This is a genomic window from Planomonospora corallina (assembly GCF_042650625.1).
Taxonomy (GTDB): domain Bacteria; phylum Actinomycetota; class Actinomycetes; order Streptosporangiales; family Streptosporangiaceae; genus Planomonospora_B; species Planomonospora_B corallina.
On the sequence record NZ_JBHSBM010000017.1, the window covers coordinates 363457 to 386716 of the forward strand.

The following is a 23260-nucleotide window of genomic DNA, read 5'->3' on the forward strand; positions in this document are numbered from 1 at the left end:
CGCCCCCCGCGGGCCCGGTCAGCACCTCACCCAGTGTCCGGGGCCGGTCTCCCTGATGGAGCTGGTCACGTGGACGTTCCACAGGCCGAGGTTCTGGCCGGAGCCCCTGGCGTGGGCGAAACCGGCCTGGTGGTAGGCCCGGCCCGCGACCACGTGCGCGTAGTTGCTCGCCGTCACGCACGCCGGGGTCACAGTGGGGGTCACAGTGGGGGTCGCCGTGGGAGTGGCCGTCGGCGTCACGGTCGGGGTGGCGGTGGGCTCGCCCCCGTCCGCGCCGCCCAGCGCGCGGACCATGGCGAACAGGGCGGTGACCTGCCTGCCGGCCTTCTCCGCGTAGGCGGTGTCCCCGCCGTACGCCCACCAGTTCCAGCAACCACGCGGATTGTCGGAGGCGGTCGTCGCCTGCGGGTAGAGCACGATCATGCGGTTGGTGTCGGCGTACTCGTTGAGGTACGCCGTCTCCATCAGGGCGTCCCCCACCAGCCCGTAGTACTGGTAGCAGCCGTGCAGCGCGACCATCAGCCGGCACGGGCCGGACCCGCAGTCCCGGGGGACGTAGGCGAAGCCCTCCCCGCCCATGCTGACGGCTGCCGGGTCCCCTCCCGGGACGTAGGGGCCCTGGTCGAACCGGACCAGCCTCCCCGTCAGGGACTCGGCGGCGGGAGCGGGGGCGGCGCCGAAGAGGTGGCCGAGCATGTCCCCGACCGGGTCGCCGTCTCCGCACCGGTTGACGTACGGCGAGGCGGTCGAGGAGCAGGAGTTCGGTCCCAGCGGGCTCACCCAGGCGTGCCCGGCGCCGGAGTCGCTGTCGTAGACGACGTCGGCGCCGAGGAGGCGGTAGTAGGCGGCCAGGTCGTCGTTGACCGGCTGCTCCACCGTGCCGTCCGCGGTGCCGTGGTAGAGGTACACCCGGGAGCCGGCGAGCCCGGACACCGGGTCGATCCTGCCGGCCGAGGAGAGGCTCCGGGTCTCGGCCGCCAGCTCCGCCGGGGTCCTGCGGGGCAGCAACGTGTCCATGCAGGCGTTCAGCGCGTACCCCAGGTTGCCCTGGGCGCACCGGTAGGCGCCCGCCGCGAAGATCCCGGCGCCCCTGAACACCGTCGAGTGGGCGACGTGCAGCTGGTTGGCCATGAAGCCGCCGGACGACAGGCCCGAGACGTACACGTCCGTGATGTCGTGGCGCTGGAGTGTGCCCTGCACGGGCGGGGGGACGGCGGCGGCCGCGGCCGTCACGCCGGTCACGGCCGCCGCGACCACCGCCAGGGCGGTCGCGAGTGCTCTCGTCAACTTCATCGGATGCCTCCGGGTGGGGGGATGCCCGTCATCCTGAATCCGCCGGAGGCCCCGGCCCAGGTGGCGCACCCTCACTCTTCGGGGCGGCGATGTGGCGTGGATCACCATCATCGGGCGCCGGCGCCGGGGCGCGGCCGCCGCCCCGGGCCGGCGTTCACCGGCCCGGGGCGGCCCCGGTCACGTGTGTGCTGTGATCGTCCAGTGGTGGCCGTCCGGGTCGGTGAAGTGTCCGGTGTAGTCGCCCTGATCGGTCCGCGCCGCCGCGGCGGTGACCCGCCCGCCGGCGGAGTCCGCGGTCCGGAGAAGGGCGTCGACCTCGTCGCGTGAGGCGGCGGTGTGGGTGAGGACGGCGGCGGGGAAGCCGCTGCCGTGCTCGTCGACACCGGCGTCCTCGGCGAGCGCTCCGCGCGGCATCAGGCCCAGGCGCCAGACGCCGCCCGCGATGGTGAAGTCGACGAACTTGTCTCCGTAGTCCCGGTCGGCGCTCATGCCCAGTGCCTCGTAGAAGACCTTGGACGCCTTCGGCCGCGCGACGCCGAGGTAGATCGCCGTCTCGATCGGCTTCACCGGTGCGCGCACGGGCCCGGTGTCCTTCTTGGAGGCCGCGGCGAGCTTCCACACCGCCCCGTCCGGTGCCCGGTAGACGGCGGCGAACTCGCCGAAGAGCCGCTTCCTCGCCGGTTTGACGACCGTCGCGCCACCGGCGGTGGCGGCGCCGAGGAGGGCCTCGACCTCGCCGGGCCGGTTGACGACGGAGGACAGGACGTAGCCGCGGAAGCCGGAGGCGGCCGGGCTCGTTCCGGCGTCGCCGGCGAGTGCGTCGATCCGGCGCAGGAGGAGACGTCCGGTGCCGTGCAGGTCCAGGCCGGCGGTCTGCTCGTCGCCGGTGGCCGCGGGGGAGAACACGGTGGCGTAGAAGGCGTGGGCGGCCTCCACCTGAGGCACGCCGAGGGTGATGATGCCGGCCGAGAGCGCCATGGGGATGATTCCTTCGTGAGGTCGGGCCTTGATGGTCCCGGCGGGGTCTTCGGGCCCGGTTCAGGGGAGCTGGTTGACGCGGACGAGGTTGCCGGCCGGGTCGCGGAAGGCGCAGTCCCGGACTCCGTACCCCTGGTCCATGGGTTCCTGGACCACGTCCGCGCCGGCGGCCTCCAGACGCTGGAAGAGGCCGTCGAGGTCGTCGGTGGCCAGGGTGATCGCGGTGTAGGCGCCCTTGGTGATCAGCTCCAGGACGGTGCGCCGCTCGTCCTCGGTGACGCCGGGGTCGGCGGCCGGCGGGTGCAGCACGATGGAGGTTCCGGGCTGTCCGGCCGGCCCGACGGTGATCCAGCGCATGTCCTCGTAGCCCACGTCGTTGCGGACCTCGAATCCGAGGATGTCGCGGTAGAAGGCCAGAGCGGCCTCGGGGTCGGTGTGCGGGATGAAGGCGTGGTGGATGGTGATGTTCACGCCGCTCACGCTAGGCGTGGCCGCGGGGTGCGCGCTTCTTGATTCCTGACCGGTCTGGTCACCTGCTTGGCCAGGCACGGAGGGATGCCCGCCGCCGCCTGCGAGTGGTCACGGCGGTAGACGCTCGGGGGCACGCCGACCAGCTCGGTGAACCTCGTGCTGAACGTCCCCAGCGAGGACGCGCCCACCGCGAAGCAGACCTCGGTGACGCTGAGGTCTCCGCGGCGCAGCAGCGTCATGGCCCGTTCGATCCGCCGGGTCATCAGATACGAGTACGGCGACTCACCGTAGACGCGGCGGAACTCCCTGCTCAGGTGCCCGACCGACATGTGCGCCCCACGGGCCAGCGCCCCGACGTTCAGCGGTTGGGCGTACTCGCGGTCGATCCGGTCGCGGACGCGGCGGATGACGGCGATGTCGCGCAACCGCCGCTCCTGCGTATGCCTGTCGGCCATGGGGGCCATGGGGGCCATGGTCGCACGCCGCCCCCCCGCGTGCGTCGGCCGGGCACCGGCCGAGGAACGCCGGCCGAGGAGCACCGGCCCGTACTGCGGACCTTCCGGGGGGACACGGTCTAGGCGGGCTCGTCGAGCAGGGCGGCGAGAACGGCGGCGTGGCTGTGCCGGACGTCCCTGGTCGAGGTCAGCAGGGTCACCGTTCCGTCGCGGAGCAGCTCGCGGAGCCTGCCGAGGGCGGCACCGCGCTCGTCGTCGGTGAGTTCGTCGAGATAGCGGTCGCGGAACTCCTCGAACCTCTCGGGCGCGTGGCCGTACCAGGTGCGCAGCCCGGAGGAGGGGGCGACCTCCTTGAGCCACAGGCCCAGGTGCGCCTCCTGTTTGGACAGGCCGCGCGGCCAGATCCGGTCGACCAGGACCCGGGCGCCGTCCTCGGTGGAGGGCGGGTCGTAGACACGGCGCAGCCGTACGCGTGATGACATCGTGTCCGGTCCTTCCTGTCCGGAGCCGTCACCGTGAGGACGTGCCCGGCTCCGCGGCGGGACATGTGCGGGAACGCCATGGCCACGCCGGTCACGGCAGCTGCCCGATGCCGGAGGCCACCGCGACGGCGGTCAGCACGGCGCCGGCGCCGAGCCAGGACCCGCGCCCCGCCACGGCGTCCAGCGGGCGGTCGCCGTCCCCAGCAGCGCGGCCCCGAGCCCGCACAGCGCGGTGCGGCGCGCCCGGCCGGCCGGCGCGGTGGACAGCAGCTCCTCCACGCCGGCCCTGCGCGGAGCGGTGGCGCGCAGGTTCGCGGCGAAGAACACGGACACGGCCCAGGGCAGCACCGGATAGAGGGTGAGCGCCCGGAAGGCGACCCGCGGCCCCTCCCACGGCTCGTCGGGCAGCCCCGCCACCGTCACGAGGAACCCGGCCAGGGCGAGCGGGTGGAACAGCGACAGCCGGGCCTCGGCGAGGGCCGGCGCGCACACGGCACGGACACGGCGCGGAGCGCGGGCCGGGCGCGCGGGGGAGGCGTGCCCTCGGCGCGGGCCCCGATCCATGATCGTGACGGTGGGGCGGCGCCCGTCCGGCCGGATACGATCAGCCGGACGGGACGGGATCCGGACGGAGTCCGGGCGGAGCCGTCCCGGCCCCGGAGCCCCTCCCAGGAGCCGCGCGATGCCGACCCTCCCCACCGCCCTCCCGCGGAAGCCGGCCACCGGGCCGGGCGGAGTCCCGGCGTCCGCCGTCGACGCGGCGATCACGGCCGCGGTGGCCGCCGCGACGCTCTGGGCCGGGCTGCGGTGGGCCCACGGAGGAGCGTGGGCCGCGGTGCTGGGGCTCGGCGCGTCGGTGCCGCTGCTGTGGAGGCGGAGGGCGCCCGTCCGCACCGGCGCGGTGGTGGGCGCCGCCACGACCGGGCTCGCGCTGGCCCACGCGGTGCCGCCGCTGCCGTACGGCGCGCTGGTGTCGGTGTACACCGTGGCGGCGCTGAGCCCGCGGCGGCGGCGGCTGGGGAGCCTGGTGGCCGGCGGGGGACTGCTGATCGTCTCCCTCACGGTGCCGGGCGAGTCGCCGGACTCCTTCGGCTATGTCGGCATGGCGTTCGCCGCCGCCTACGCGCTGGGCACCGGCGCCCGGGCGCGCGGAGCCGAGATCGCCGTGCTGGANNNNCCCCCCCGCCTGGAGGAGGAGCGCGCGGCGGCCGCCGCCCGCGAGCGCACCCGCATCGCGCGCGACATGCACGACGTGCTGACGCACTCGGTCGGCGTCATGGTCGTCCAGGCGGACGCGGGTTCCCTGGTGACGCGCACCGACCCCGGGCGGGCGGAGGCCGCGTTCGAGGCGATCGCCCGGACCGGGCGCGAGGCGGTCGGCCAGCTCCGCCGTGTGCTCGGCGCGCTGCGGTCGGACGACGGCGGCTCCGGGCCCGCGGGTTCCGGGTTCGCGGGTTCCGGGTTCGAGCCGGCGCCGGGACTGGACGCGGTGGACCGGCTGGCCGGACGGTTCGGGGAGGCCGGTCTGGAGGTGGCCGTCGAGTGCCGCGGGAAGAGCGGGCCGCTCCCCGCCGACGTCGACATCGCGGCCTACCGGCTCGTCCAGGAGGCGCTGACGAACACCCTCCGGCACGCGGGAGGAGGCGCCACCGCGCGGGTCCTGCTGCGCAGGTCGCCGGACGCGTTGCGGATCGAGGTGACCGACGACGGCTCCGGCCCGGACGGAGCCGCCGTCGCCGGACACGGCCTGATCGGTATGCGGGAGCGGGTCGTGGCCTGCGGTGGCACGCTGCGGACGGGGCCCGGGCCGGACGGGCGCGGGTTCGCCGTCGTCGCGACGCTGCCGCTCGGAGAGGAGACGCCGCTCGGAGAGGAGACGCTGCCGCTTGGAGAGAAGCCGCCCTCCGGAGAGGAGACACCGTCGTTCGGAGAGGAGGGGACCGCCGATGCCGCGCGTGCTCGTCGTCGATGACCAGGACCTGTTCCGCGGCGGCTTCTCTCTGATCCTGGACTCCCAGCCCGGCATCTCCGTCGTCGGTGAGGCGGCCGACGGCGCCGAGGCCGTCCGGCGCGCGGTCGAGCTCCGCCCCGACGTGGTGGTGATGGACATCCGGATGCCGGGCGTCGACGGGGTCGAGGCGACCGCCCGGATCTGCGCGCGCACCGACGCCAGGGTCCTGGTGCTCACGATGTTCGACCTCGACGAGTACGTCTACGCCGCGCTGCGGGCCGGGGCGAGCGGGTTCCTGCTGAAGGACGCGCACCGGGACGTCCTGGTCGAGGCCGTCCGCGTGGTCGCCGCGGGCGAGGCGTTGCTGGCCCCGACCGTCACGCGGCGGCTGATCGCGGACCTGGCGCGCAGGGGCGGCGCCGTCCCCCGGCTGAGAGCCCGGCTCGGCGAGCTGACCGCCCGGGAGCGGGAGACCCTGGAGCAGGTGGCGCGGGGGTGCTCCAACGCGGAGATCGCCTCGGCGCTGTGCGTGAGCGAGCACACGGTCAAGACCCACGTCAGCAACCTGCTGGCCAAGCTGGGGCTGCGGGACCGGGCGCAGGCGGTGGTCTTCGCCTACGAGTCCGGCCTGGTGGTGGCGGGCACTCACTCCCCGGAATGAGCGCGGGTTCACTCCCGGCGGCGATCCGCCCGGGCGCGCCGGCGGGCAGCATCGCAAGCCCGTCCTTCCCGAGGAGATTCCGATGCGCCCGCCACCCGTTCCCGCCGCGGCCCTCTCCGCCGTCCCCGCGGCCGTCCTCTCCGCGGCTCTCTCCGCGGGCCTGCTCTTCCACGGCACCGGGCTCACCCCGGTCCCCTGGCTGACCTGGCTCGCGCCGCTCCCGGTCCTGCTGCTCGCGCCGCGGGCGCCCGCTCCCGCCGCGGCCGGCGCGGCGTTCGCGGCCTGGGCCGCCGGCGGGCTGAACATGTGGAGCTTCCACCGGGAGCAGCTGGAGACGCCGCTTCCGGCCGCGGTGGCCGTCGTGACCGCTCCGGCGCTGCTCGCGGTCGCGGCGGTGCTGGCCTTCCGCGCTCTCGCGCGGCGGGGCCGGCCGGGCCGGGCGGCGCTGTCCGTGCCCGTGATCTGGGTGAGCGGCGAGTACCTGATGTCGGTCCTCGGACCGCACGGGGCGCTGTGGAGCCTGGCCTACACCCAGGCCGGCGTGCTCCCGGTGATCCAGCTCGCCTCCCTCACCGGCGTGTGGGGCGTCACGTTCGCGCTGACGGGCGTGCCGGCGGCCGCCGCCGCGCTCTGCGCCCCGGGGGCGGCGCGGCGCGCCCGGCTGGGCACCGCTCTCGTGGCGCTGCTCCTGCTCGCCGCGGCGGCCGGGTACGGGGCCGTGCGGCTCGCCGAGCCTCCGGGCCCGCGGCGGACCGTGGCGCTGCTGGCCGCGGGGCAGCGCGGCGACTGGGCGCCGGTGGACACGCCGCGAGGACGGCGGAAGCTCGCCGACGTGCTGGCGCGCCTGCGCGCCCTGCCTCCGGGCACGGAGACGGCGGTGCTGGCCGAGGGGGCCTTCGTCACCGACACGGCGAACCTCGCGCGGATCACCGGTCCGCTGGCGGAGCTGGCCCGCGACCGGCGGCTGGACATCGTGGCCGGAGTGATCGTCACCGACGCCGCCCGCAACACGGCCGTGCTCCTGCCCGCCTCCGGAGGCGGGCCGCGGGTCTACCACAAGCGGCACATGGTGCCCGGCGTCGAGCCGTACCGGCCGGGGGACCGGATCCTGGTCGCCGGCGGTTCGGGCGTGGCGATCTGCCGGGACCTGGACTTCCCGGGCCTGGCCCGCGAGTACCGCCGGAGCGGCGCCCGGATCATGCTCGTGCCCGCCTGGGACTTCGACCGCGACGCCTGGCACCACTCCCGGCCCGCGGTGGTGCGGGGGGTGGAGAACGGCTTCTCGGTCGCACGCAGCGCCGCGAACGGCGACCTGACGGCGAGCGACCCGTACGGGCGCGTGCTCGCCGAGCGGGGGGCCGGGAGCCGCGCGCTCACGACCGTCGTCGCGGCCGTCCCGGCCGGCGGGACGGGCACCCTCTACACCCGCTGGGGCGACTGGTTCGCCCGGCTCTGCCTGGCGGCCGCCGCCGTCGCCGGAGGCTCCGCGGCCGTACGGCTCGCCCGGGCCGCGCGGCCGTCCCGCGCCTCCCGGAAAACTGAACGACGTTCGGATTTGCTCTCGACGGACCGGGAGAGGGCCGCGATGATCGGGGCACAGGCGGATCCCGGTCCCGTGGAGGGAAGCTGATGGCGAACAGCCCCCGTATAGCGATCATCGGCGCAGGCTTCGGCGGCCTGGGCATGGCCATCCGGCTGAAGGGAGCCGGCGTCGAGTCCTTCACGGTCTACGACGGTGCGGAGGACGTCGGCGGCACCTGGCTGGCCAACACCTATCCCGGCCTCAGCTGTGACGTGCCGTCCTACCTGTACTCCTTCTCGTTCGCGCCCTCGACGCGATGGAGCCGCCGCTACCCGGAGCAGGCCGAGATCCTGGCGTACCTGCGGCGCTGCGCCGGCTCCTACGGCCTGCGCCCGCACCTGCGGCTGAACACCGAGGTGACCGCGGCCCGCTTCGAGGACGGGACGGGGACCTGGCGGCTGACCCTCGCCGACGGGACCGAGCAGGAGGCCGACGTCGTGGTATTCGCGACGGGCCAGCTCAGCCGCCCCCTCCTGCCGGACATCCCCGGCGCCGGGGAGTTCGCCGGGACGGCGTTCCACTCGGCGTGGTGGCGGCACGACCACGACCTGACCGGCCGCTCCGTGGCGGTCATCGGCAACGGCTCCACCGCCGCCCAGTTCGTGCCGAGGATCGCCCCGGCGGCCGGGAAGCTGACCACCTTCCAGCGCACCCCGTCGTGGGTCGTGCCCAAGAACGACTTCCCCTACCGGCCCTGGGCGCGCCGGCTGCTGCGGTACGTGCCCGGGCTCCGGCGGGCCTACCGGTGGTCGCTGTTCTGGCGGCAGGAGGTGATGATGCTGCCGATCGTCTTCCCCGCCCTCGGCCGGATCGCCGAGCGGCGGTGGGCGGGCGCGTTCCTGCGCGAGGAGGTGCGCGACCCGGAGCTGCGGCGCAGGCTCACCCCGGACTACCCGATCGGCTGCAAGCGGGTCGTCATCGCCGGCGACTACTACGCCGCGCTCACCCGCCCCGGCGTGGAGCTGGTGACCGAGCCGATCGAGCGGATCACCCCCACCGGGATCCGCACCGCCGACGGACGCCTGCACGAGGCGGACACGCTGATCTACGCGACCGGCTTCCGCGCCACGGAGTTCCTCGCGCCGGTCGAGGTGACCGGCCGGGGCGGGCGCAAGCTCGCCGAGACGTGGAGCGACGGGGCGTTCGCCTTCCTCGGCATGATGGTCCCCGGGTTCCCGAACCTGTTCATGATGTACGGCCCCAACACCAACCTCGGCCACAGCTCGATCGTGCTGATGCTGGAGCACCAGGCCGAGCACATCCTGCGCTGCGTGCGGCTCATGACGCGCCACCGCCTGGCCTGGATGGACGTGCGGGAGGAGGCGATGGCGGCCTACGACCGGCTCGTCCAGGAGGCGCTGAGCCGTACGTCCTGGCAGGGCGGCTGCACCAGCTGGTACAAGACCGCCTCCGGCCGGGTCACCAACAACTGGCCGTTCAGCACCGTGCGGTACGGCAGGATGACCCGGCGCCCCCGGCCCGAGCACTACCACGTGAAGGCCCGGTAGCCGCGCGGTGCGGTCCGTCCCCGCAGCACTCGGCGGCCGGACGGAGATAGGGGCAACCTTTACGCGGCCGTCGTTGCCTCCTTGGAGTCCGCTGCCCGAGGCTGGAACCAGAGGATTTGCGGGACAGCGGCCTCCGAGGGATCTCCGCCCCGCCCGCCGGAGATCCTGAGACGGCCGGCGCGGTGCGGCCGGTTCCTCGCCGCGGCCGCGCGGGCCATGCCCTTCCTCCCGTTCGTCACCGCGGGTCGCGGACCGAGGACGCGTGAGGAATCCCTGGAACCACATCGAGGGCGTACCCATGGAGATCTTCCGGAAGAAAGCCGTCGCCACCGCCCTGGGGGTCGTCACCGCGGCCTCAATGCTCACCGCGGACGCCGTGGCGGCCGAGACCGCCCCCGACGTCGCGAAGATATGTGGTGCGGGGTTCAGGAAGGTCGCGGACAGAGAAGTCGTGGACTACGAGCCGGGATCCCGGGTCCTGGGAAAGGTCCACCTCCTCCACCGGAAGAGGACCGGCGAGTACTGCGCCGTGACCGTGAAGTCGGCCGCTCCGGGGAAGCCCGCCGCGATGCGGGTCGGACTCGGATCGATAACCGGCACCCGGTTCGACATGGAGGAGATGGCCGGCAGGTACAAGAGCCACATCGGCCCCCTGACGAAGAAGATGAAGATGCAGCCGAAGGTGAGGTGCATCCGCTTCTCCGGGACGATCCAGATCTCCGGCCAGGGTTCCGTCACCAACGAGGGCAACTACGGCCCGTGTCCCGGAGGAGGAACGCCCAAGAGGAAGACCGTGCGGAGACCGCCTCGCGGACGGTAGGGAACCGGTGGATCCGCCGGTCCGGCGCCGTGGGCCACGGGTCCAGGGCGAAGGCGACCGGCCAGGCGTGATCGAGGAGGGCCGGCGGAGTCCTCCGCGGAGGTCCGCCATGGCGGGAAACGCGCGGGGGCCGGTTCTCCGGTCGCAGACCGTCAACGATCGGCCGCTCGAAGGGACGTCTCCTTCCAGCCCGTGGTGATGCTTATGAGTCCGTAGCGGGTCACCATGTCGTTGAATTCCTCATCGGACATCTCGCGGTGGTCCTCCCCTTCTCTGAGGACGGCCACCTCGGGAAGGACGCCCTCGTTCACGTACTGCCGTATGAGAAGGAAGCGGGGATACCTCGTGAACTCCGCGACGGAGTTGTTCTCGTGGATCCTGTCGCGGAACTCGATGAAATCCGACTCGTTTCCGCGCCTCGCGGGATCCTCCCAGGAGAGCTCCACCGGATCCCACAGGTCGCCTTCGATGCTCATCCTGTCCTTCCGCGAGATGAGGGCGAACGCCTGGAGTTGTGCGATGTCGTAGGAGGCCGCGGTCGGGACCTCCACCAGATGGTGGACGTTCACCTCCTCTCCCGGGTTCAGCCACTCCCCGAACACCTCCATGAACTTCGCCTTCCTGACCAGGTCGAAGTACTTGATCTCCGTGTAGCGGGAGACCGGGTAGCCGTCCGCCGCGTCGGACCGCCAGTTCTCCCTCTCGCGCTCCTTCCGGTGGACGGCCGCCTTCCTTCCCAGGACCTGGTACTCGTTCGCCAGGACGTACACCCCCACCTCGCCGTTGTTCGCGATCTTCACGTTCACCGGCAGTGAGATGATCCCGGGGTGGCGCACCGGGGTGCCGAAATCCGCCTCCAGCACCACGTGCGTCGACTGCTCGTACGGCTCGTACAGCTGGGAGTAACCGAAGTCCCCGACGGCGACGAGGGTGGTCACCAGCGCTGCGATCCCGAACTTCCCGGGTGCCGGAATCGGGATGCCCGTCCGGTGGACGGCGTAGAGCGCCCACGCGGACCCGGCGACGAGGGCCGTCCAGCAGATCGTGGGCAGGCTCCTCTCCCCGTCCCTGATGATCGTGATCATCAGCAGGAAGTTCACCATGAACGCGATCCCGGTGCCGGTCAGGACGATCAGACCGGAGTGCTCGTAGCTCCTCCGGAACCAGTGGTCGACGGCCGCGACCGCCGACAGGGCCGTAACCGCCGAGGCGATGACGAAGAGCGCCCCGGTGAACCTGCCGGTGAAGGCTAGAGCCTCGCCCAGATTCTCGATCCCGAAATAACCGACGAATCCTGACGTCACCAGAAGGACGGATATCACTCCCGTGGCGACGGTCAGTCGGGGGAGAGGCTTCTCGCGTTCCTTCATCCGACCTCTTCGCGCGGCTTTTTCAGACATATCCGGCTCTGCAATCGAATGTGGTTCCCGAGCGCCGAACCGGGAAAACCCGCCGCCATCATGATTTGGACCGGAATCCCGGATCGTTGGACGGTGCTTGACCTCGGTGGACCGCGGGAGCGGCGGCCCGTCCGGATGGCCGGCCCATCGGCGCGGTGAGCGGCTTCGCGAGTCCCGTCTTCTCCCGGAAGATGACGCTTCTCCCGGAAGATGACGCGGACGCCGGCGTGCGACCGGTGTGCGCGGGGCGCCGCAGGCGCGGGAAGCGGGGAGGCGGCTGGACTCCGCATGGGCCGGGCATGGGAGATTGCCGCCCGCCGGCCGGGTAGGGAGCGGCCATGAGAACGCACTGGCTTTTCACGGACGGCGGGTGGCGGGCGAGCGCGAGCACCGCCGCGATCGCCGTGGACGATCCCGCGACCGGCGAGCGCGTGGGCGAGTGCCCGCGCGGCTGCGCCGAGGACGTCGAGGCCGCCGTGCGGTCGGCGCGCGCGGCCGCCCCCGGCTGGGCGCGCGTCGCCCCGGCCGAGCGCGGCGCGCTGCTGCGCCGCGCCGCCGCCCGGATCAGGGAGCACGCCGGCGAGCTGGCCCTGCTGGTGACCAGGGAGATGGGCAAGCCGCTGGCGGACGCGCGCGGCGGCGTCGAGGCCGGCGCCGGGACGCTGGAGCAGTACGCCGAGCTGGGCCCGCTGCACGGCGGGCGCAGCCTGCAGGGCGGCTGGGGCGCCACCGACCTGATGGTCCGGGAGCCGCGCGGGGTCGTCGCCGTGATCACACCGTGGAACGACCCGGTGGCGATCACCTGCGGCCTGGCCGGCGCCGCCCTGGTGACCGGGAGCACGGTGGTGCACAAGCCGTCGGAGCGCACCCCGCACACCGGGGCCCGCCTGGTCGAGCTGCTCGCCGAGGACCTGCCGCCGGGCGTGCTCGCCATGGTCGCCGGGGACGCGGGCGCGGGCGCGTCGCTCGCCGTCCACCCGGGGGTGGACCTGGTCGCCCACGTGGGCTCCACCCGGGCCGGGCGCGAGATCGCCGCCGTGGCCCGCTGCCGGGTGCTCCGGGAGAACGGCGGCAAGGACCCGCTGATCGTGGACGAGGGGGTCGACCCGAAGTGGGCGGCCGCGCAGGCCGCGCTCGGCTGCTTCGCCAACGCCGGGCAGATCTGCACCTCGGTGGAGCGGATCTACGTGCACCGCTCGGTCGCCGAGCCGTTCACCACCTGTCTCGTCGCGGCTGCCGAGGCGCTGCGGATGGGCCCCGGCCTCGACGAGGCGACCACGCTCGGCCCGCTCGTCGACCGGCGGCACCGCGAGGCCGTGCACGAGCACGTGCGGGCGGCGGTGGCCGCGGGAGCGCGCCCGCTGACCGGCGGCCGGATCCCCGACGGCCCCGGCGCCTTCTACCCGGCGACCGTGCTGGCCGGCTGCACCGACGACATGGCGGTGATGACGGAGGAGACGTTCGGGCCGGTCGCGGCGGTCCGCGTGGTCGAGAGCTTCGACGAGGCGATCGCGTGCGCCAACACCGGGGAGTACGGCCTCGCCGCCACCGTGCTCACGCCCTCGCTCGCCCACGTGCAGCGGGCCTGGCGGGAGCTGCGCGCCGGCACGGTGAAGGTCAACGCGGTCTTCGGCGGGGCGCCGGGCGGCGCGGCGCAGCCCCTCGGGGCGAGCGGAGAGGGCTTCGGCTACGGTCCCGAGCTGCTCGACGAGATGACCCACACCAAGGTCGTGCACATCGCGGCCCCCTGAGCCCTCCCCGGGCGGGCCTCTCCGCGCCCGCCCCGGCCCCCGGGCCCTCCTCCCGCACCGCCCCGGCCCGGACGCGCCCCGCGCACCCGGGCCGGGCCGTTTCGCGGTCTCCCTGGCCAGACAGTGAGTGTTGCCGTACGTTGAGTGAACTCGACCTGTCTCTCCCGCAGGGGGTGGCCCGTGGAAAGCTCGGACGGCAGGGTCGTCGTCCTCATCGTGATCGCGTTCATCGCCTTCTTCGTCGGGCGGCGCTTCCAGCGGACGAAGGACACCTGGGCGGGGTGGGGGACGGCGATCAAGGAGGCGAAGACCGCCGCGGACAAGATCCCCAAGGCGAAGGCGGACGCCTGGTCCGCGGTCCGCGGCATGGCCGTGGTCGGCGTGGGGGCGCTGATCCTGATCGCGATGGTGGCCAACGCGATCAGGTACGGCTGAGCCGCGCTCCTCCGCGTGATCCCCGCAGGGGCCCGCGTCCCGGCGCACGGGACGCGGGCCCCGCCGCGCGGAGGCGCCCGGCCCGCCGCGTGGAGGCGCCCGGGGCCGCCGTGCCCGGGGCCGGGAGCGGGCTCAGGCCGACTCGCGGACGACCAGCTCGGCGGGGAGGACCACCGAGTCCGCCGGACCGCCCTCCAGCAGACCGAGCAGGAGGCGCGCCGTGGCCACCGCCTGGTCGCCCATGGGGCTGCGCACCGTGGTGAGCGGGGGGTCGGTGTAGAGCGAGGCCTCGATGTCGTCGTAGCCCACGACCGCCACGTCGTCGGGGACCCGGCGGCCCGCCTCGCGCAGGGTCCGCAGCGCGCCGATGGCCATGAGGTCGTTGGCGGCGAACACCGCGTCCAGCGCCGGGTCGTCCTGGAGCAGCTGGCGCATGGCCTCCACCCCGGAGACCCGGGTGAAGTCGCCGAGGGCGACGATCGACCGGCGGCCGGTGCCGCGCAGCGTCTCCCGGTAGGCGGTGAGCCTCTCCTGGGAGGCGGTCATGTCCAGCGGCCCGGCGATGGTGGCGATCCGCCGCCGCCCCTGCTCCAGCAGGTGCCGTACGGCCTGCGCGGCGCCGCCGAGGTTGTCGTTGTCGGCGTACGGCACGTCCACCGGCACCCCCAGCCGGCCGTGGGAGACCACCGGCAGGCCCAGCCGGGCCAGCACGGCCGGCAGCGGATCGGCGCCGTGCATCGACACGAGCATGACGCCGTCCACGTGCCCGGCCGAGACGAACCGCTCCACCCGCCGGTGGCTCTCCGGCGAGCCCGCGAGCATCAGCACCACCTGCTTGCCCGCCGCCTCCAGCTCGCGGCTGGCGGCGCGCACGACCATGGAGAACATCGGGTCGTCGGAGACGAGCCCGGCAGGGGGGTCGGAGACGATCACGGCGACCGCGTCCGTGCGCTGGGTCACCAGGCTGCGGGCCGCGGGGTTGGGCACGTAGCCCAGTTCCTTGACGGCCCGCATGACCAGCTCGCGGATCTCCGGCGTGACGGTGGCCTGGCCGTTGACGACCCGGGAGACGCTCGACTTGGACACTCCTGCCCGGGCGGCGACCGCCTCCAGAGTGGGTCGTTTCATTCCGGTCCACGGACTCCGTTCCGCTGGATGACGTCGCGGTACCACAACGCGCTGTCCTTGGGGGTGCGCCGCTGGGTCTCGAAGTCGACGTGCACGATCCCGAACCTCCGCCGGTAGCCCTCGGCCCACTCGAAGTTGTCCAGCAGTGACCATACGATATAGCCGCGCAGATCGGCGCCGCCCTCCAGGGCGGCGTGCACGGCGCGCAGGTGCCCGTCCAGATAGGCGATCCGGTCGGCGTCGCGGACGCGGCCGTCGTCGCCCACGGCGTCGTCGAAGGCCGCGCCGTTCTCGGTGACGATCAGGCCGATCTCGGGATAGTCGGCCGCCAGGCGCAGCAGCAGGCGGGACAGGCCGGTCGGCACGATCGGCCAGCCCATCGCGGTGACCGGCGCCTCGGCCGGGCCGAAGCGCACGTCCTCGGTGCCGGGCCAGGCCGGGTTGGCGGGCTCGCCGGGGCCGGCCTCGACCACGCACGGGTTGTAGTAGTTGATCCCGACCAGGTCGATCGGCTGGTGGATCGTCTCCAGATCGCCGTCGAGGATGTGCGCCGTGCCGCCGTGCCGTTCCACGATCTCGAGCACCTCGGCGGGGTAGTGCCCGCGCAGCGCCGGGTCGAGGAACTGCCGGGTGAGCAGCGCGTCCACCCGGCGCACCGCCTCGGCGTCGGCCTCCGTGACGGGGGCGCCGGGGTCGTGGACCTGGGCGGGGGTGACGACCGGGGAGGAGTTGATCACCAGGGTGATCTCCTCGGCCCCCGCCGCGCGCAGCGCCCGGGCCGCCAGCCCGTGGCCGAGCAGCAGGTGGTGGGCGGCGCGGAAGGAGGCGGCCGGGTCCTGCACGCCGGGCGCGTGCACGCCGGAGGCGTAGCCGAGGAAGGCCGACACCCACGGCTCGTTGAGCGTGGCCCAGTTGCGGACCCGGTCGCCCAGCCGGGCGTGCACGAGCTCGGCGTACTCGGCGAACCGGAAGGCGGTCCCGCGCTCGGCCCAGCCGCCGGCGTCCTGCAGGGCCTGCGGCAGGTCCCAGTGGTAGAGCGTGGCGTACGGGGTGATCCCGGCGGCGAGCAGCTCGTCGACGAGCCGGTCGTAGAAGGCGAGGCCCGCCGGGTTGGCCGGGCCGGAGCCCGTGGCCTGGATCCGCGGCCAGGCCACGGAGAACCGGTAGGCGTGCAGCCCCAGCTCGGCCATGAGCCGCACGTCGCCCGGGTAGCGGTGGTAGTGGTCGCAGGCGGCGTCGCCGGTGTCGCCGCCGGCCACCTTGCCGGGCGTGTGGGAGAAGGTGTCCCAGATGGAGGGCCCGCGGCCGTCCGCCGCGGCGGCGCCCTCGATCTGGTAGGACGCCGTCGCGGCGCCCCAGACGAAGCCCGCGGGGAAGTCCGCCCGCCCCTCGGTCAGGTACGAGGGCGCGGTCCCCCGGGTGTTGACGACGGTCATCCCTTGACGGCTCCTTGCATGATTCCTCCGATGATCTGCTTGCCGAGCAGGCCGAACACGATGACCAGCGGCAGCGTGCCGAGCGCGGTGCCGGCCAGGCCGAGCACGTAGTCGTTGACGTAGCCGGCGGCCAGGGTGGACAGGGCGACCTGCACCGTCGGGTTCTCCGGGGTGAGGACGACCAGCGGCCAGAAGTAGTCGTTCCAGGCCGACATGAAGGTGAGCATGCCGAGCACGGCCGCCGCCGGGCGGGCGACCGGGAGTACCACGTGCCAGAACAGACCCCAGGTGCTGCAGCCGTCGACCCGGCCGGCCTCCAGCAGCTCGGTCGGCAGGGCCCGCGACAGGAACTGCGTCATGAAGAAGACGCCGAACGCGTTGACCAGCGCGGGCACGACCAGCGCGTACATGCTCCCGGTCCACTCCAGCTTCACCATGAGCATGTAGAGCGGGATGATGCCCAGCTGCGAGGGGACCATCATGGTCGCCACGGTGAGCAGCAGCAGCGCGTTGCGGCCGCGGAAGCGCAGCTTGGCGAAGGCGAACCCGGCCAGGGTGGACAGGAACATCACCGCCAGGGCGATCGACCCGGCCACCAGGACGGAGTTGAGCATCGCCAGGGCGAAGGGCACGGTGTCGAAGACCCGGGCCACGTTGGCGAAGAAGTTCCCGCCGGGCAGCAGCGGCGGCGGCACCTCGGCCAGGGCCGCGTTGTCGCGGGAGGCCACCACGACGCTGTAGTAGAGCGGGAGCGCCGAGAAGAACGCCACCGCCAGCAGGGTGAGATAGGTGAGCCGGCCGGCGCCGCCGGCGCGGCGCCGGACCCGTCCGGGCTTCGCCCGCGCGACGGCGGTCACGTCAGGCCTCCCTTCGTGCGGCGGGTGAGCAGGTAGTTGACGCCGGCGGCCAGCACGATGAAGAGGAACATCATCCAGGAGATGGCCGAGGCGTAGCCGAAGTTGAGCTTGGTGAAGTTCTCGTAGATGAACAGCGCGAGCGTCTGGTACTGCCGGTCGGGCCCGCCCGAGACGCTGTAGGTGCCGAACAGCAGCGGCTCGGCGAGGATCTGCATGGCGCCGATCGTCGAGGTGATCACCACGAAGACGATCGTGGGTTTGATCATCGGGATGGTGATCCTGCGGAGCTGGGTGAGCTCGCCCGCCCCGTCGATGGTGGCCGCCTCGTACAGCTCGCGCGGTACGGCCTGCATCGCGGCCAGGAAGATCAGCGCGTTGTAGCCCGTCCACCGCCACATGATCATGACGGAGATGGCGGCGTGCGAGCTGGCCGTGCCCTCGTTCCAGGCGATCGGGTCCACCCCGGCCAGGGAGAGCACCCAGTTGATCAGGCCGAAGTCGCGGCCGAACAGCTGGCTGAAGATCACCACCACCGCCACCACGCTGGTCACGTTGGGCAGCAGCAGCGTGACGCGGAAGAGCGTCTGCGCCCGCAGCGGCCGGTTGAGCAGATGGGCCAGCCAGATGGCCAGCACCAGCTGCGGCACGGTGGACAGCACCCCGATGGACAGGGTGTTGAAGGTGGCGTTCCAGAAGTAGTCGTCGGCCAGCAGCGTGCTGAAGTTATCCAGGCCGACGAACTCGTGCTCGTCCTCCAGCAACGTCCACTCGTGCAGGCTCACCCAGGCGGTGTAGGCCAGCGGGAAGAGCCCGAAGGCGGAGAACAGCAGGAAGAACGGCGTCACGTAGGCGTAGGGCGAGCCCTTGGTGTCGAGGCGGTGGACCCACTGGCGGTACAGGGCCCGGCGGGGGCCGTGGCCGGCCCGCACCGGCCTGCCCGGTGGGGCCGCCGCCGGGCGGTCCGGTGCGCGCGTGGCCATGGCGGCTCCTCTCGGATCGTCGAGGGATTACTTGATCTTCTCGATGTCCTTGAGCGCCTGGGCCCAGGACTCGTCGGGCTTCTGCTTGCCCTGCTCGACGCGCTGCAGGGCGTCGCCGAACGCCTTGAAGATGTCGCCGGCCTTGGGACCGACCTTCTGCGGCTTGAGGGACTTGGCCGCGCCGGTGAAGATCTTGCCGATCGGGGCGTTGCCGAAGTACGGGTTGACGTACTCGGCCACGGCGGGGTCGTCGTAGAGGGCGGGCAGTGAGGGCAGCGCGCTGGCCTCCTTGAAGAGCTTGATCTGGCTCTCCTTGCTGGTCAGCAGGTCGATCAGCTCGGCGGCCTCCTTGGGGTGCTTGCCCTGCTTGGGCAGCATCAGGTGGGTGCCGCCCTGGTTGCCGCCGCCGCCGGGCACCGCGGCGATGTCCCAGGTGCCCTCGCCGGGCTTCTGGTCCTTGATCGTGCCGGTCTTCCAGGCGGGGCAGACCATGGTGGCGAAGCTGCCCTTGGCGATGCCGGTGTTCCACGGCGGGCTGAAGGCGGCGAGCTTGGCCGACAGGCCCGCGTCGATCATCTGGACCGACAGGTCGAAGGCCTTCTTCACGTCCGGGTTGGTGGCGGCGACGACGTTGTACTGGTCGTCGTAGTAGCCGACCGGGGCCTGCTCGACCATGGCGCGGAAGTGCTCTCCCGAGCCGTCGGTGAACGCGGCGCCCTCGACCTTCGCCGCGGCGAACTTCCTGCCCGTCTCGATGTACTGCTCCCAGGTGGGCCAGAGCTTCGAGACCTCGTCGCGGTCGGTGGGCAGGCCGGCCTTCTCGAACAGGTCGGGGCGGTAGCACATGGCCAGGCCGCCGACGTCGGTGCCCAGGCCGAGGAGGGCGGAGCCGTCGTTGGAGACGCCCTGCTGCCACTTCCAGTCGAGGTACTCGCCCTGCCGCTTGTCCAGGCCGTAGTCCTTGAGGTTGTGGAACTTGCCGGGCAGCGGGGTGAAGGTGGCGACGTAGCCGCTCTCCACCGCCACGACGTCGGCGGCGCCCGCCCCGGTGGCCAGCTGCGTGACGAGGTTGGTGTGGTGGTCGTTGAACTGCGCGCGGCGCTCGACGATCTCCACGTTGGGGTGCGTCTTCTTGAACTCCTCGTACAGCGGCGCGAAGTGGAAGTCGCTGAACAGGCCGACGGTCAGCTTGATCTTCTCGGCCGGGGCGCCGGAGGCGGTGTCGGCGGCGGTGTCGCCGCCGCTGCCGCAGGCGGCCGCGGCCACGGTCAGCGCGACGGCGGCGAGCATCGGGGCGAGGGGGCGGAGCTTGCCCATGGAACCCTCCCAGGGTCCAGAAAAACGATCATGAAGAGAGCGCTCCCTGGAGAGGTTGTTCTCTCCGGCGTCGCATGTCAACGCCCGCCGGGGTAACGATCGCCGTTACCGGGCGGGGTCCGGGATCCGCTGATCAGGAGAACGCTCCCTCAGGACTTCCCGTGTAAGAGCAGATAGAAGCGGGTGATATGAGATCTTTGGAGAATCGAGGGAGCGCTCCCAGAGGTAGTCGGACATCTTCCGCTGGGAGTGCGGATCGTTACACGACGGTTAGCCGCGTGCTTGACAAAGGATCGGGGGAGGGGGGACTCTCTGCTCCGAGAGCGCTCCCCGGAGCGTGTCCCCCTGCTTGACCCCTGCTGGTCCCTGTCGAGGAGGCGCCGTGCGCCCGTCCCGGAGCCCCGGCCGCGTCCCGCCGGCTGCCGCTCACCGCGGCGGCGGCGACCGGCCCGCTCCGCTCGCGGTCGCGCCCGCCGTCGCACCCGGCGCGGACGCCCCTCGGCCGTGTCCACCGTTAGGGCCCCGGCGGTCCGGCCCTTCCCCGGGTCGCCGGCCACTGATCCCCGGGGCGCCGTTGCGGAGCGGCGCCCCGGGGTATCACTGTCGACATGGCCAGAGAACCGGACGAATTAGCAAATATCAACCCATTCGATCTCTTCGACGCGGAGGCCGCGCGCCTGGACCGCCACTTCTCCCGGCTCGACGCCGCGGGTTGGAACCGCCCCTCCCGGTGCGCGGGCTGGTCGGTGCGGGACGTCCTGGCCCACCTCGCCGGGGAGGAGCTCTACAACCACGCCTGCCTGGACGACGACATCGCCGGGTTCCACGCGATGCTGGAGCGCGAGGGCGTCGAGGGCGGGCTGAACGGCTTCAACGACTGGTGCGTGCGGCGCCGCCGAGACCTGCCGGTGGAGGACGTGCTCGCCGAGTGGCGGCACCGCAACGGGGAGACCCGCGAACGCATGCGCGCGCTCGGCGGGGACGCGCTGCTGCCGACCTCCGCCGGGCCGTACCCGGTGGGCCTGCAGGCCTTCCACTACGCCTCCGAGTACGCCACGCACGCCGACGACGTGGGGGCGCCGGCGGCGGAGGAGGAGTTCGACCACCGGATCTGGTGGCGGACCGAGGTGGGGGTCTTCGCGCTCTGCGAGCGGGACCCGGGGGTCCAGGTCGAGGTGACCGCCGAGCGCATCTGGGTGTGCGCGCACGGGGTGTGCGCGCAGGTGCCCGCCCCGGTCTTCGTCGAGGCGACGGTCGGCAGGCTCCCGGAGGACCACCCGCTCGACCGCGAGCTCGACGACAGGCTCGACCACGAGCTCAGGGACGAGCTGCGCTGTCTCGCCTGAGCCTCGCCTGGGCCTCTCGCCTGGGCCGGGTGCGGGCCGGGCGGACGAGGACGTTCCGCCGCCGCGCGCCGGTGGGGCTCCCGGCGGGACTCCGCGCCGGCGAGACCCTCAGCGGAACTCCTCGTCGTCCTCCCCGGTCGGGGTGGGGCCGATGCCCAGAGTGGTGTCGGCCAGCTCGTCGTCCGGCACCCGGCCGGTCGGCGGCTGCCCCGCCGTACCGCCGGGGCCGCCCCCGCCCGAGGTGCCGATCCCGCCGGTACGGCCGGCGATGTCGGCGTCCGCCTGCTCACGGGAGATCTTCCGGGGAGCCCGGACGCCGGGGGTGCGGTCCTTGAAGCGGGGGTCGTCGCCCGCGTTCGTGGCGAGTTCCTCGGCGAGCTGCTTGGGACTCTTCTTCTCCTCAGCCATGGCGCATGCCCTACCCGGCGGATTCCGCCTCACGCACGCTTTTTGTTCACTTTTATCCCGCTTTAGCGGGTTATCCGGCCATGAGCGGGAACGGGATCGGTCCGCAGGAACACCGCGCGGGGGAGGGTCTCCGGCGCGCGGGCGAGGAGGTGTGCGATGGCACTCATCGAGCGGGACTGCGTCCGGCGGCTGCTGGAGTCTTCCGATCCCGACACGGCCCTGGTGTTCGTCCGGGGCGACTGCATGGTCCTGTCCGACGCGCAGATCGACGAGGAGCACCGCAGGCTCGTCGTGGCGCGCCGGCGCGACCTGGACCGGCACCTCGGCGGGGGCGGCACCATCACCGAGGAGCAGGTGGACCTGCTGCTGGAGCGGCTCGAGAACGCCGTCCGGGACCTGAGCGGCTGAGTGCCGCGGCGGTGCCCCGGGTGCGGCGGCATCGTGATCACGGAGCCGTGTCGTCTCTCCCCCCTCGGGTAGGTATCCGCAGATCCCGGCCGTGTCATGCAGGTCCGGGCCCGGGACGGCAGGACACGGCCGGAGCCAGGCCCGTCCCGGGCGGGGAAGATCGGGGGACCAACCCATGGACGATGACGTGAGGACCGGCCGGGATCGGCCGGGAGGCACGGTGATGGACAGGCCGCTGCGGGTGGTGGGACCCGACTACTCGGGGCCCGGCGTCGAGGCCGAGACCGCCCCGGACCGTTCGCGGTCCGCGCCCGGCCCCGGCCGGGCCCGCGGCGGCGAGGGCCGGGAGGGCCGTGAGGGCCGTGAGGGTTCTGACGGCTACGTCACCCTCTACACCGCCCGGGCCTCCTCGGGAGGCGGCAGGGCCGGCCGGGTGGCGTCGGACGACGGGCTGCTCGACCTCGAGATGAGGGCGCCGCGGCAGCTCGGCGGCCCCGGCGGCGCGCCCAACCCGGAACAGCTCATGGCCGCGGCGTACGCGGCCTGCTTCCACAGCTCCCTCGAGCTCGTCGCCGGGCGGAGCGGTGCGGACACCGCCGACGCCTGCGTCGAGGCGGCCGTGGAGCTGCGCAAGCGCGGCAAGAGCGACGACTACGCGATCGGCGTCGAGGTGACGGTCCGCATGCCGAAGGTCGACCGGGACACCGCCGAGCGTCTCGCCGGGCAGGCGCACCGGCACTGCCCGTACTCCAAGGCGCTGCTGGGCGGCGCGGAGGTCGAGGTCCGGGTCGCCTGACAGGTCCGCCCGGCCGGGCCTGATCCCCGCACCGGGGAGCCCGGCGGCGGGCGGGACCGGTCCGCGCCCCAACCGTGTTCCAGGAATCACTCCAGGAAACGGCAGGGGCGCGGACCGCGCCCCTGACACGGGTAGGCAACCCTTCGTCGCGATGGCGTCACGGCGGTCTCCGCAGGGGAGGCCACGCCTTCACCGGCGACGGCAGGGGGATCACATGCAACGCAACACGGTCGTGCGCGCCGTGCACGACATCGGGACGGCGCTCTGGTTCGGCGGCGCGCTGATGGGCGCCGTCGCCTTGAACGGGGCCGCCTCACAGGTGAGCGACCGGCGCGAGCGCACCCGGGTGGCGAACGCCGGATGGAACCGGTGGGCGCCGGTCAACGCGCTGGGCATCGCCATGAACCTCGTCGGATCGGCGGGGCTGCTGCTGGCCAACAAGGGCAGGGTGGCCGCCCAGCAGGGAGTGGTGGCCAGTTCCGTGGCGAAGGGGGTCGTGACCGGCGCGGCGCTGGCCGCCACCGCCTACAGCAGGAAGCTCGGCGCCGAGCTCGACCGGGCGGGCGACGTGCCCGCGGAGGGCGCGGTGAAGCCCGACGAGGACACCCCGCGGGAGATCGCGCGGGTGCAGCAGCGGTTGCGCGTCATGCAGTGGGTGGTGCCGGGTCTCACCGGCGCCCTGGTCGTGCTGACCTCACTCCACGGTGAGCAGCAACGGCCCGCCGAGGTGGTCCGGGGCGTGGTGCGCCGGGCCTTCTCCTCCTGCTGACGGCCCCCAGGACCCCCAGGACCCCAGG

The 23260-nt window shown here is 73.2% G+C and carries 24 protein-coding genes; 11 read left to right on the forward strand and 13 right to left on the reverse strand.

The features are described 5' to 3' along the window. Positions 1 to 18: 18 nt before the first annotated feature. The 6 genes from ACFOWE_RS14820 to ACFOWE_RS14845 form a co-directional block, all read right to left on the reverse strand. Positions 19 to 1293: an extracellular catalytic domain type 2 short-chain-length polyhydroxyalkanoate depolymerase gene (locus ACFOWE_RS14820; RefSeq protein WP_377287976.1), complete on the reverse strand. Its 1275-nt coding sequence runs from the start codon at positions 1291 to 1293 to the stop codon at positions 19 to 21. A gap of 177 nt (positions 1294 to 1470) precedes the next feature. Then, complete coding sequence (locus ACFOWE_RS14825) at positions 1471 to 2271, reverse strand: VOC family protein (protein ID WP_377287978.1); 801 nt, start codon at positions 2269 to 2271, stop codon at positions 1471 to 1473. Positions 2272 to 2331: 60 nt separating this feature from the next. Beyond that, complete coding sequence (locus ACFOWE_RS14830) at positions 2332 to 2742, reverse strand: VOC family protein (RefSeq protein ID WP_377287980.1); 411 nt, start codon at positions 2740 to 2742, stop codon at positions 2332 to 2334. A gap of 5 nt (positions 2743 to 2747) precedes the next feature. Further along, positions 2748 to 3197, reverse strand: coding sequence for a helix-turn-helix transcriptional regulator (locus ACFOWE_RS14835; protein WP_377287982.1), 450 nt, complete (start codon positions 3195 to 3197; stop codon positions 2748 to 2750). Positions 3198 to 3316: 119 nt separating this feature from the next. After that, positions 3317 to 3679, reverse strand: coding sequence for a DUF488 domain-containing protein (locus tag ACFOWE_RS14840; protein ID WP_377287984.1), 363 nt, complete (start codon positions 3677 to 3679; stop codon positions 3317 to 3319). Positions 3680 to 3811: 132 nt separating this feature from the next. Then, positions 3812 to 4171 (reverse strand): hypothetical protein, encoded by a 360-nt coding sequence (locus tag ACFOWE_RS14845; protein ID WP_377287986.1) that lies wholly within the window; start codon positions 4169 to 4171, stop codon positions 3812 to 3814. Positions 4172 to 4361: 190 nt separating this feature from the next. Between ACFOWE_RS14845 and ACFOWE_RS14850 the strand changes: the two genes are divergently transcribed. The 5 genes from ACFOWE_RS14850 (at position 4362) to ACFOWE_RS14870 (ending at position 10201) form a co-directional block, all read left to right on the forward strand. Then, complete coding sequence (locus ACFOWE_RS14850; protein ID WP_377287988.1) at positions 4362 to 5651, forward strand: sensor histidine kinase; 1290 nt, start codon at positions 4362 to 4364, stop codon at positions 5649 to 5651. After that, positions 5626 to 6291 (forward strand): response regulator, encoded by a 666-nt coding sequence (locus tag ACFOWE_RS14855; protein WP_377287990.1) that lies wholly within the window; start codon positions 5626 to 5628, stop codon positions 6289 to 6291. The genes ACFOWE_RS14850 and ACFOWE_RS14855 overlap by 26 nt, the downstream gene beginning before the upstream one ends. A gap of 82 nt (positions 6292 to 6373) precedes the next feature. Continuing rightward, positions 6374 to 7921, forward strand: a complete 1548-nt coding sequence (locus tag ACFOWE_RS14860; RefSeq protein ID WP_377287992.1) for a nitrilase-related carbon-nitrogen hydrolase — start codon at positions 6374 to 6376, stop codon at positions 7919 to 7921. After that, entirely contained in the window at positions 7921 to 9381 is a 1461-nt protein-coding gene (locus tag ACFOWE_RS14865) for a flavin-containing monooxygenase (protein WP_377287994.1), read from the forward strand. The genes ACFOWE_RS14860 and ACFOWE_RS14865 overlap by 1 nt, the downstream gene beginning before the upstream one ends. Before the next feature lie 262 nt (positions 9382 to 9643). Further along, the gene (locus ACFOWE_RS14870) at positions 9644 to 10201 is read left to right on the forward strand and encodes a hypothetical protein (protein WP_377287996.1); all 558 of its coding nucleotides are present in this window, start codon (positions 9644 to 9646) and stop codon (positions 10199 to 10201) included. Positions 10202 to 10353: 152 nt separating this feature from the next. Here ACFOWE_RS14870 and ACFOWE_RS14875 read toward each other — a convergent pair whose 3' ends face one another. Then, positions 10354 to 11571, reverse strand: coding sequence for a hypothetical protein (locus ACFOWE_RS14875; RefSeq protein WP_377287998.1), 1218 nt, complete (start codon positions 11569 to 11571; stop codon positions 10354 to 10356). Between the two features lie 368 nt (positions 11572 to 11939). Between ACFOWE_RS14875 and ACFOWE_RS14880 the strand changes: the two genes are divergently transcribed. Beyond that, entirely contained in the window at positions 11940 to 13352 is a 1413-nt protein-coding gene (locus ACFOWE_RS14880; protein WP_377288000.1) for an aldehyde dehydrogenase family protein, read from the forward strand. Positions 13353 to 13532: 180 nt separating this feature from the next. Continuing rightward, positions 13533 to 13787: a hypothetical protein gene (locus ACFOWE_RS14885; RefSeq protein WP_377288002.1), complete on the forward strand. Its 255-nt coding sequence runs from the start codon at positions 13533 to 13535 to the stop codon at positions 13785 to 13787. A 132-nt stretch (positions 13788 to 13919) separates the two neighbouring features. Here ACFOWE_RS14885 and ACFOWE_RS14890 read toward each other — a convergent pair whose 3' ends face one another. From ACFOWE_RS14890 to ACFOWE_RS14910, 5 genes are read right to left on the reverse strand one after another with little or no spacing between them, the layout of a single operon-like run. Continuing rightward, positions 13920 to 14915, reverse strand: coding sequence for a LacI family DNA-binding transcriptional regulator (locus tag ACFOWE_RS14890; RefSeq protein ID WP_377288004.1), 996 nt, complete (start codon positions 14913 to 14915; stop codon positions 13920 to 13922). Next, positions 14912 to 16351 carry a GH1 family beta-glucosidase gene (locus tag ACFOWE_RS14895; RefSeq protein WP_377288006.1) on the reverse strand — a complete coding sequence of 480 codons (1440 nt, stop codon included), beginning with the start codon at positions 16349 to 16351 and terminating at the stop codon, positions 14912 to 14914. Before ACFOWE_RS14895 ends, ACFOWE_RS14890 begins: the two co-directional genes overlap by 4 nt. Next, entirely contained in the window at positions 16348 to 17208 is an 861-nt protein-coding gene (locus ACFOWE_RS14900) for a carbohydrate ABC transporter permease (protein ID WP_377288008.1), read from the reverse strand. Before ACFOWE_RS14900 ends, ACFOWE_RS14895 begins: the two co-directional genes overlap by 4 nt. Beyond that, positions 17205 to 18188, reverse strand: coding sequence for a carbohydrate ABC transporter permease (locus ACFOWE_RS14905; RefSeq protein ID WP_377288010.1), 984 nt, complete (start codon positions 18186 to 18188; stop codon positions 17205 to 17207). Before ACFOWE_RS14905 ends, ACFOWE_RS14900 begins: the two co-directional genes overlap by 4 nt. 27 nt (positions 18189 to 18215) lie before the next feature. After that, positions 18216 to 19505, reverse strand: a complete 1290-nt coding sequence (locus ACFOWE_RS14910) for an ABC transporter substrate-binding protein (protein WP_377288012.1) — start codon at positions 19503 to 19505, stop codon at positions 18216 to 18218. 608 nt (positions 19506 to 20113) lie between these two features. On the opposite strand from ACFOWE_RS14910, the gene ACFOWE_RS14915 reads away from it, so the two are divergent. Continuing rightward, the gene (locus ACFOWE_RS14915) at positions 20114 to 20851 is read left to right on the forward strand and encodes a maleylpyruvate isomerase family mycothiol-dependent enzyme (RefSeq protein ID WP_377288014.1); all 738 of its coding nucleotides are present in this window, start codon (positions 20114 to 20116) and stop codon (positions 20849 to 20851) included. Between the two features lie 108 nt (positions 20852 to 20959). On the opposite strand, the gene ACFOWE_RS14920 is transcribed toward ACFOWE_RS14915, so the two are convergent. Next, a complete protein-coding gene (locus ACFOWE_RS14920) occupies positions 20960 to 21259 on the reverse strand; it encodes a hypothetical protein (protein ID WP_377288016.1) in 300 nt (99 codons plus the stop codon). A 156-nt stretch (positions 21260 to 21415) separates the two neighbouring features. Between ACFOWE_RS14920 and ACFOWE_RS14925 the strand changes: the two genes are divergently transcribed. The 3 genes from ACFOWE_RS14925 to ACFOWE_RS14935 all read left to right on the forward strand — a co-directional run bounded on the left by ACFOWE_RS14925 (position 21416) and on the right by ACFOWE_RS14935 (position 23232). After that, positions 21416 to 21667 carry a hypothetical protein gene (locus tag ACFOWE_RS14925; protein ID WP_377288018.1) on the forward strand — a complete coding sequence of 84 codons (252 nt, stop codon included), beginning with the start codon at positions 21416 to 21418 and terminating at the stop codon, positions 21665 to 21667. A gap of 175 nt (positions 21668 to 21842) precedes the next feature. Next, on the forward strand, positions 21843 to 22463 hold the full coding sequence (locus tag ACFOWE_RS14930) for an Ohr family peroxiredoxin (RefSeq protein ID WP_377288020.1): 621 nt from the start codon (positions 21843 to 21845) through the stop codon (positions 22461 to 22463). 214 nt (positions 22464 to 22677) lie between these two features. Then, positions 22678 to 23232 (forward strand): hypothetical protein, encoded by a 555-nt coding sequence (locus ACFOWE_RS14935; protein WP_377288022.1) that lies wholly within the window; start codon positions 22678 to 22680, stop codon positions 23230 to 23232. Positions 23233 to 23260 lie beyond the last annotated feature (28 nt).

Coding starts and splice junctions, on each gene's coding strand:
- ACFOWE_RS14820 (WP_377287976.1), bottom strand. CDS start 1,293: ATGAAGTTGACGAGAGCACTCGCGACCGCCCTGGCGGTGGTCGCGGCG.
- ACFOWE_RS14825 (WP_377287978.1), bottom strand. CDS start 2,271: ATGGCGCTCTCGGCCGGCATCATCACCCTCGGCGTGCCTCAGGTGGAG.
- ACFOWE_RS14835 (WP_377287982.1), bottom strand. CDS start 3,197: ATGGCCGACAGGCATACGCAGGAGCGGCGGTTGCGCGACATCGCCGTC.
- ACFOWE_RS14840 (WP_377287984.1), bottom strand. CDS start 3,679: ATGTCATCACGCGTACGGCTGCGCCGTGTCTACGACCCGCCCTCCACC.
- ACFOWE_RS14855 (WP_377287990.1), top strand. CDS start 5,626: ATGCCGCGCGTGCTCGTCGTCGATGACCAGGACCTGTTCCGCGGCGGC.
- ACFOWE_RS14860 (WP_377287992.1), top strand. CDS start 6,374: ATGCGCCCGCCACCCGTTCCCGCCGCGGCCCTCTCCGCCGTCCCCGCG.
- ACFOWE_RS14865 (WP_377287994.1), top strand. CDS start 7,921: ATGGCGAACAGCCCCCGTATAGCGATCATCGGCGCAGGCTTCGGCGGC.
- ACFOWE_RS14875 (WP_377287998.1), bottom strand. CDS start 11,571: ATGAAGGAACGCGAGAAGCCTCTCCCCCGACTGACCGTCGCCACGGGA.
- ACFOWE_RS14880 (WP_377288000.1), top strand. CDS start 11,940: ATGAGAACGCACTGGCTTTTCACGGACGGCGGGTGGCGGGCGAGCGCG.
- ACFOWE_RS14890 (WP_377288004.1), bottom strand. CDS start 14,915: ATGAAACGACCCACTCTGGAGGCGGTCGCCGCCCGGGCAGGAGTGTCC.
- ACFOWE_RS14895 (WP_377288006.1), bottom strand. CDS start 16,351: ATGACCGTCGTCAACACCCGGGGGACCGCGCCCTCGTACCTGACCGAG.
- ACFOWE_RS14905 (WP_377288010.1), bottom strand. CDS start 18,188: ATGGCCACGCGCGCACCGGACCGCCCGGCGGCGGCCCCACCGGGCAGG.
- ACFOWE_RS14910 (WP_377288012.1), bottom strand. CDS start 19,505: ATGGGCAAGCTCCGCCCCCTCGCCCCGATGCTCGCCGCCGTCGCGCTG.
- ACFOWE_RS14915 (WP_377288014.1), top strand. CDS start 20,114: ATGGCCAGAGAACCGGACGAATTAGCAAATATCAACCCATTCGATCTC.
- ACFOWE_RS14920 (WP_377288016.1), bottom strand. CDS start 21,259: ATGGCTGAGGAGAAGAAGAGTCCCAAGCAGCTCGCCGAGGAACTCGCC.
- ACFOWE_RS14925 (WP_377288018.1), top strand. CDS start 21,416: ATGGCACTCATCGAGCGGGACTGCGTCCGGCGGCTGCTGGAGTCTTCC.
- ACFOWE_RS14930 (WP_377288020.1), top strand. CDS start 21,843: ATGGACGATGACGTGAGGACCGGCCGGGATCGGCCGGGAGGCACGGTG.
- ACFOWE_RS14935 (WP_377288022.1), top strand. CDS start 22,678: ATGCAACGCAACACGGTCGTGCGCGCCGTGCACGACATCGGGACGGCG.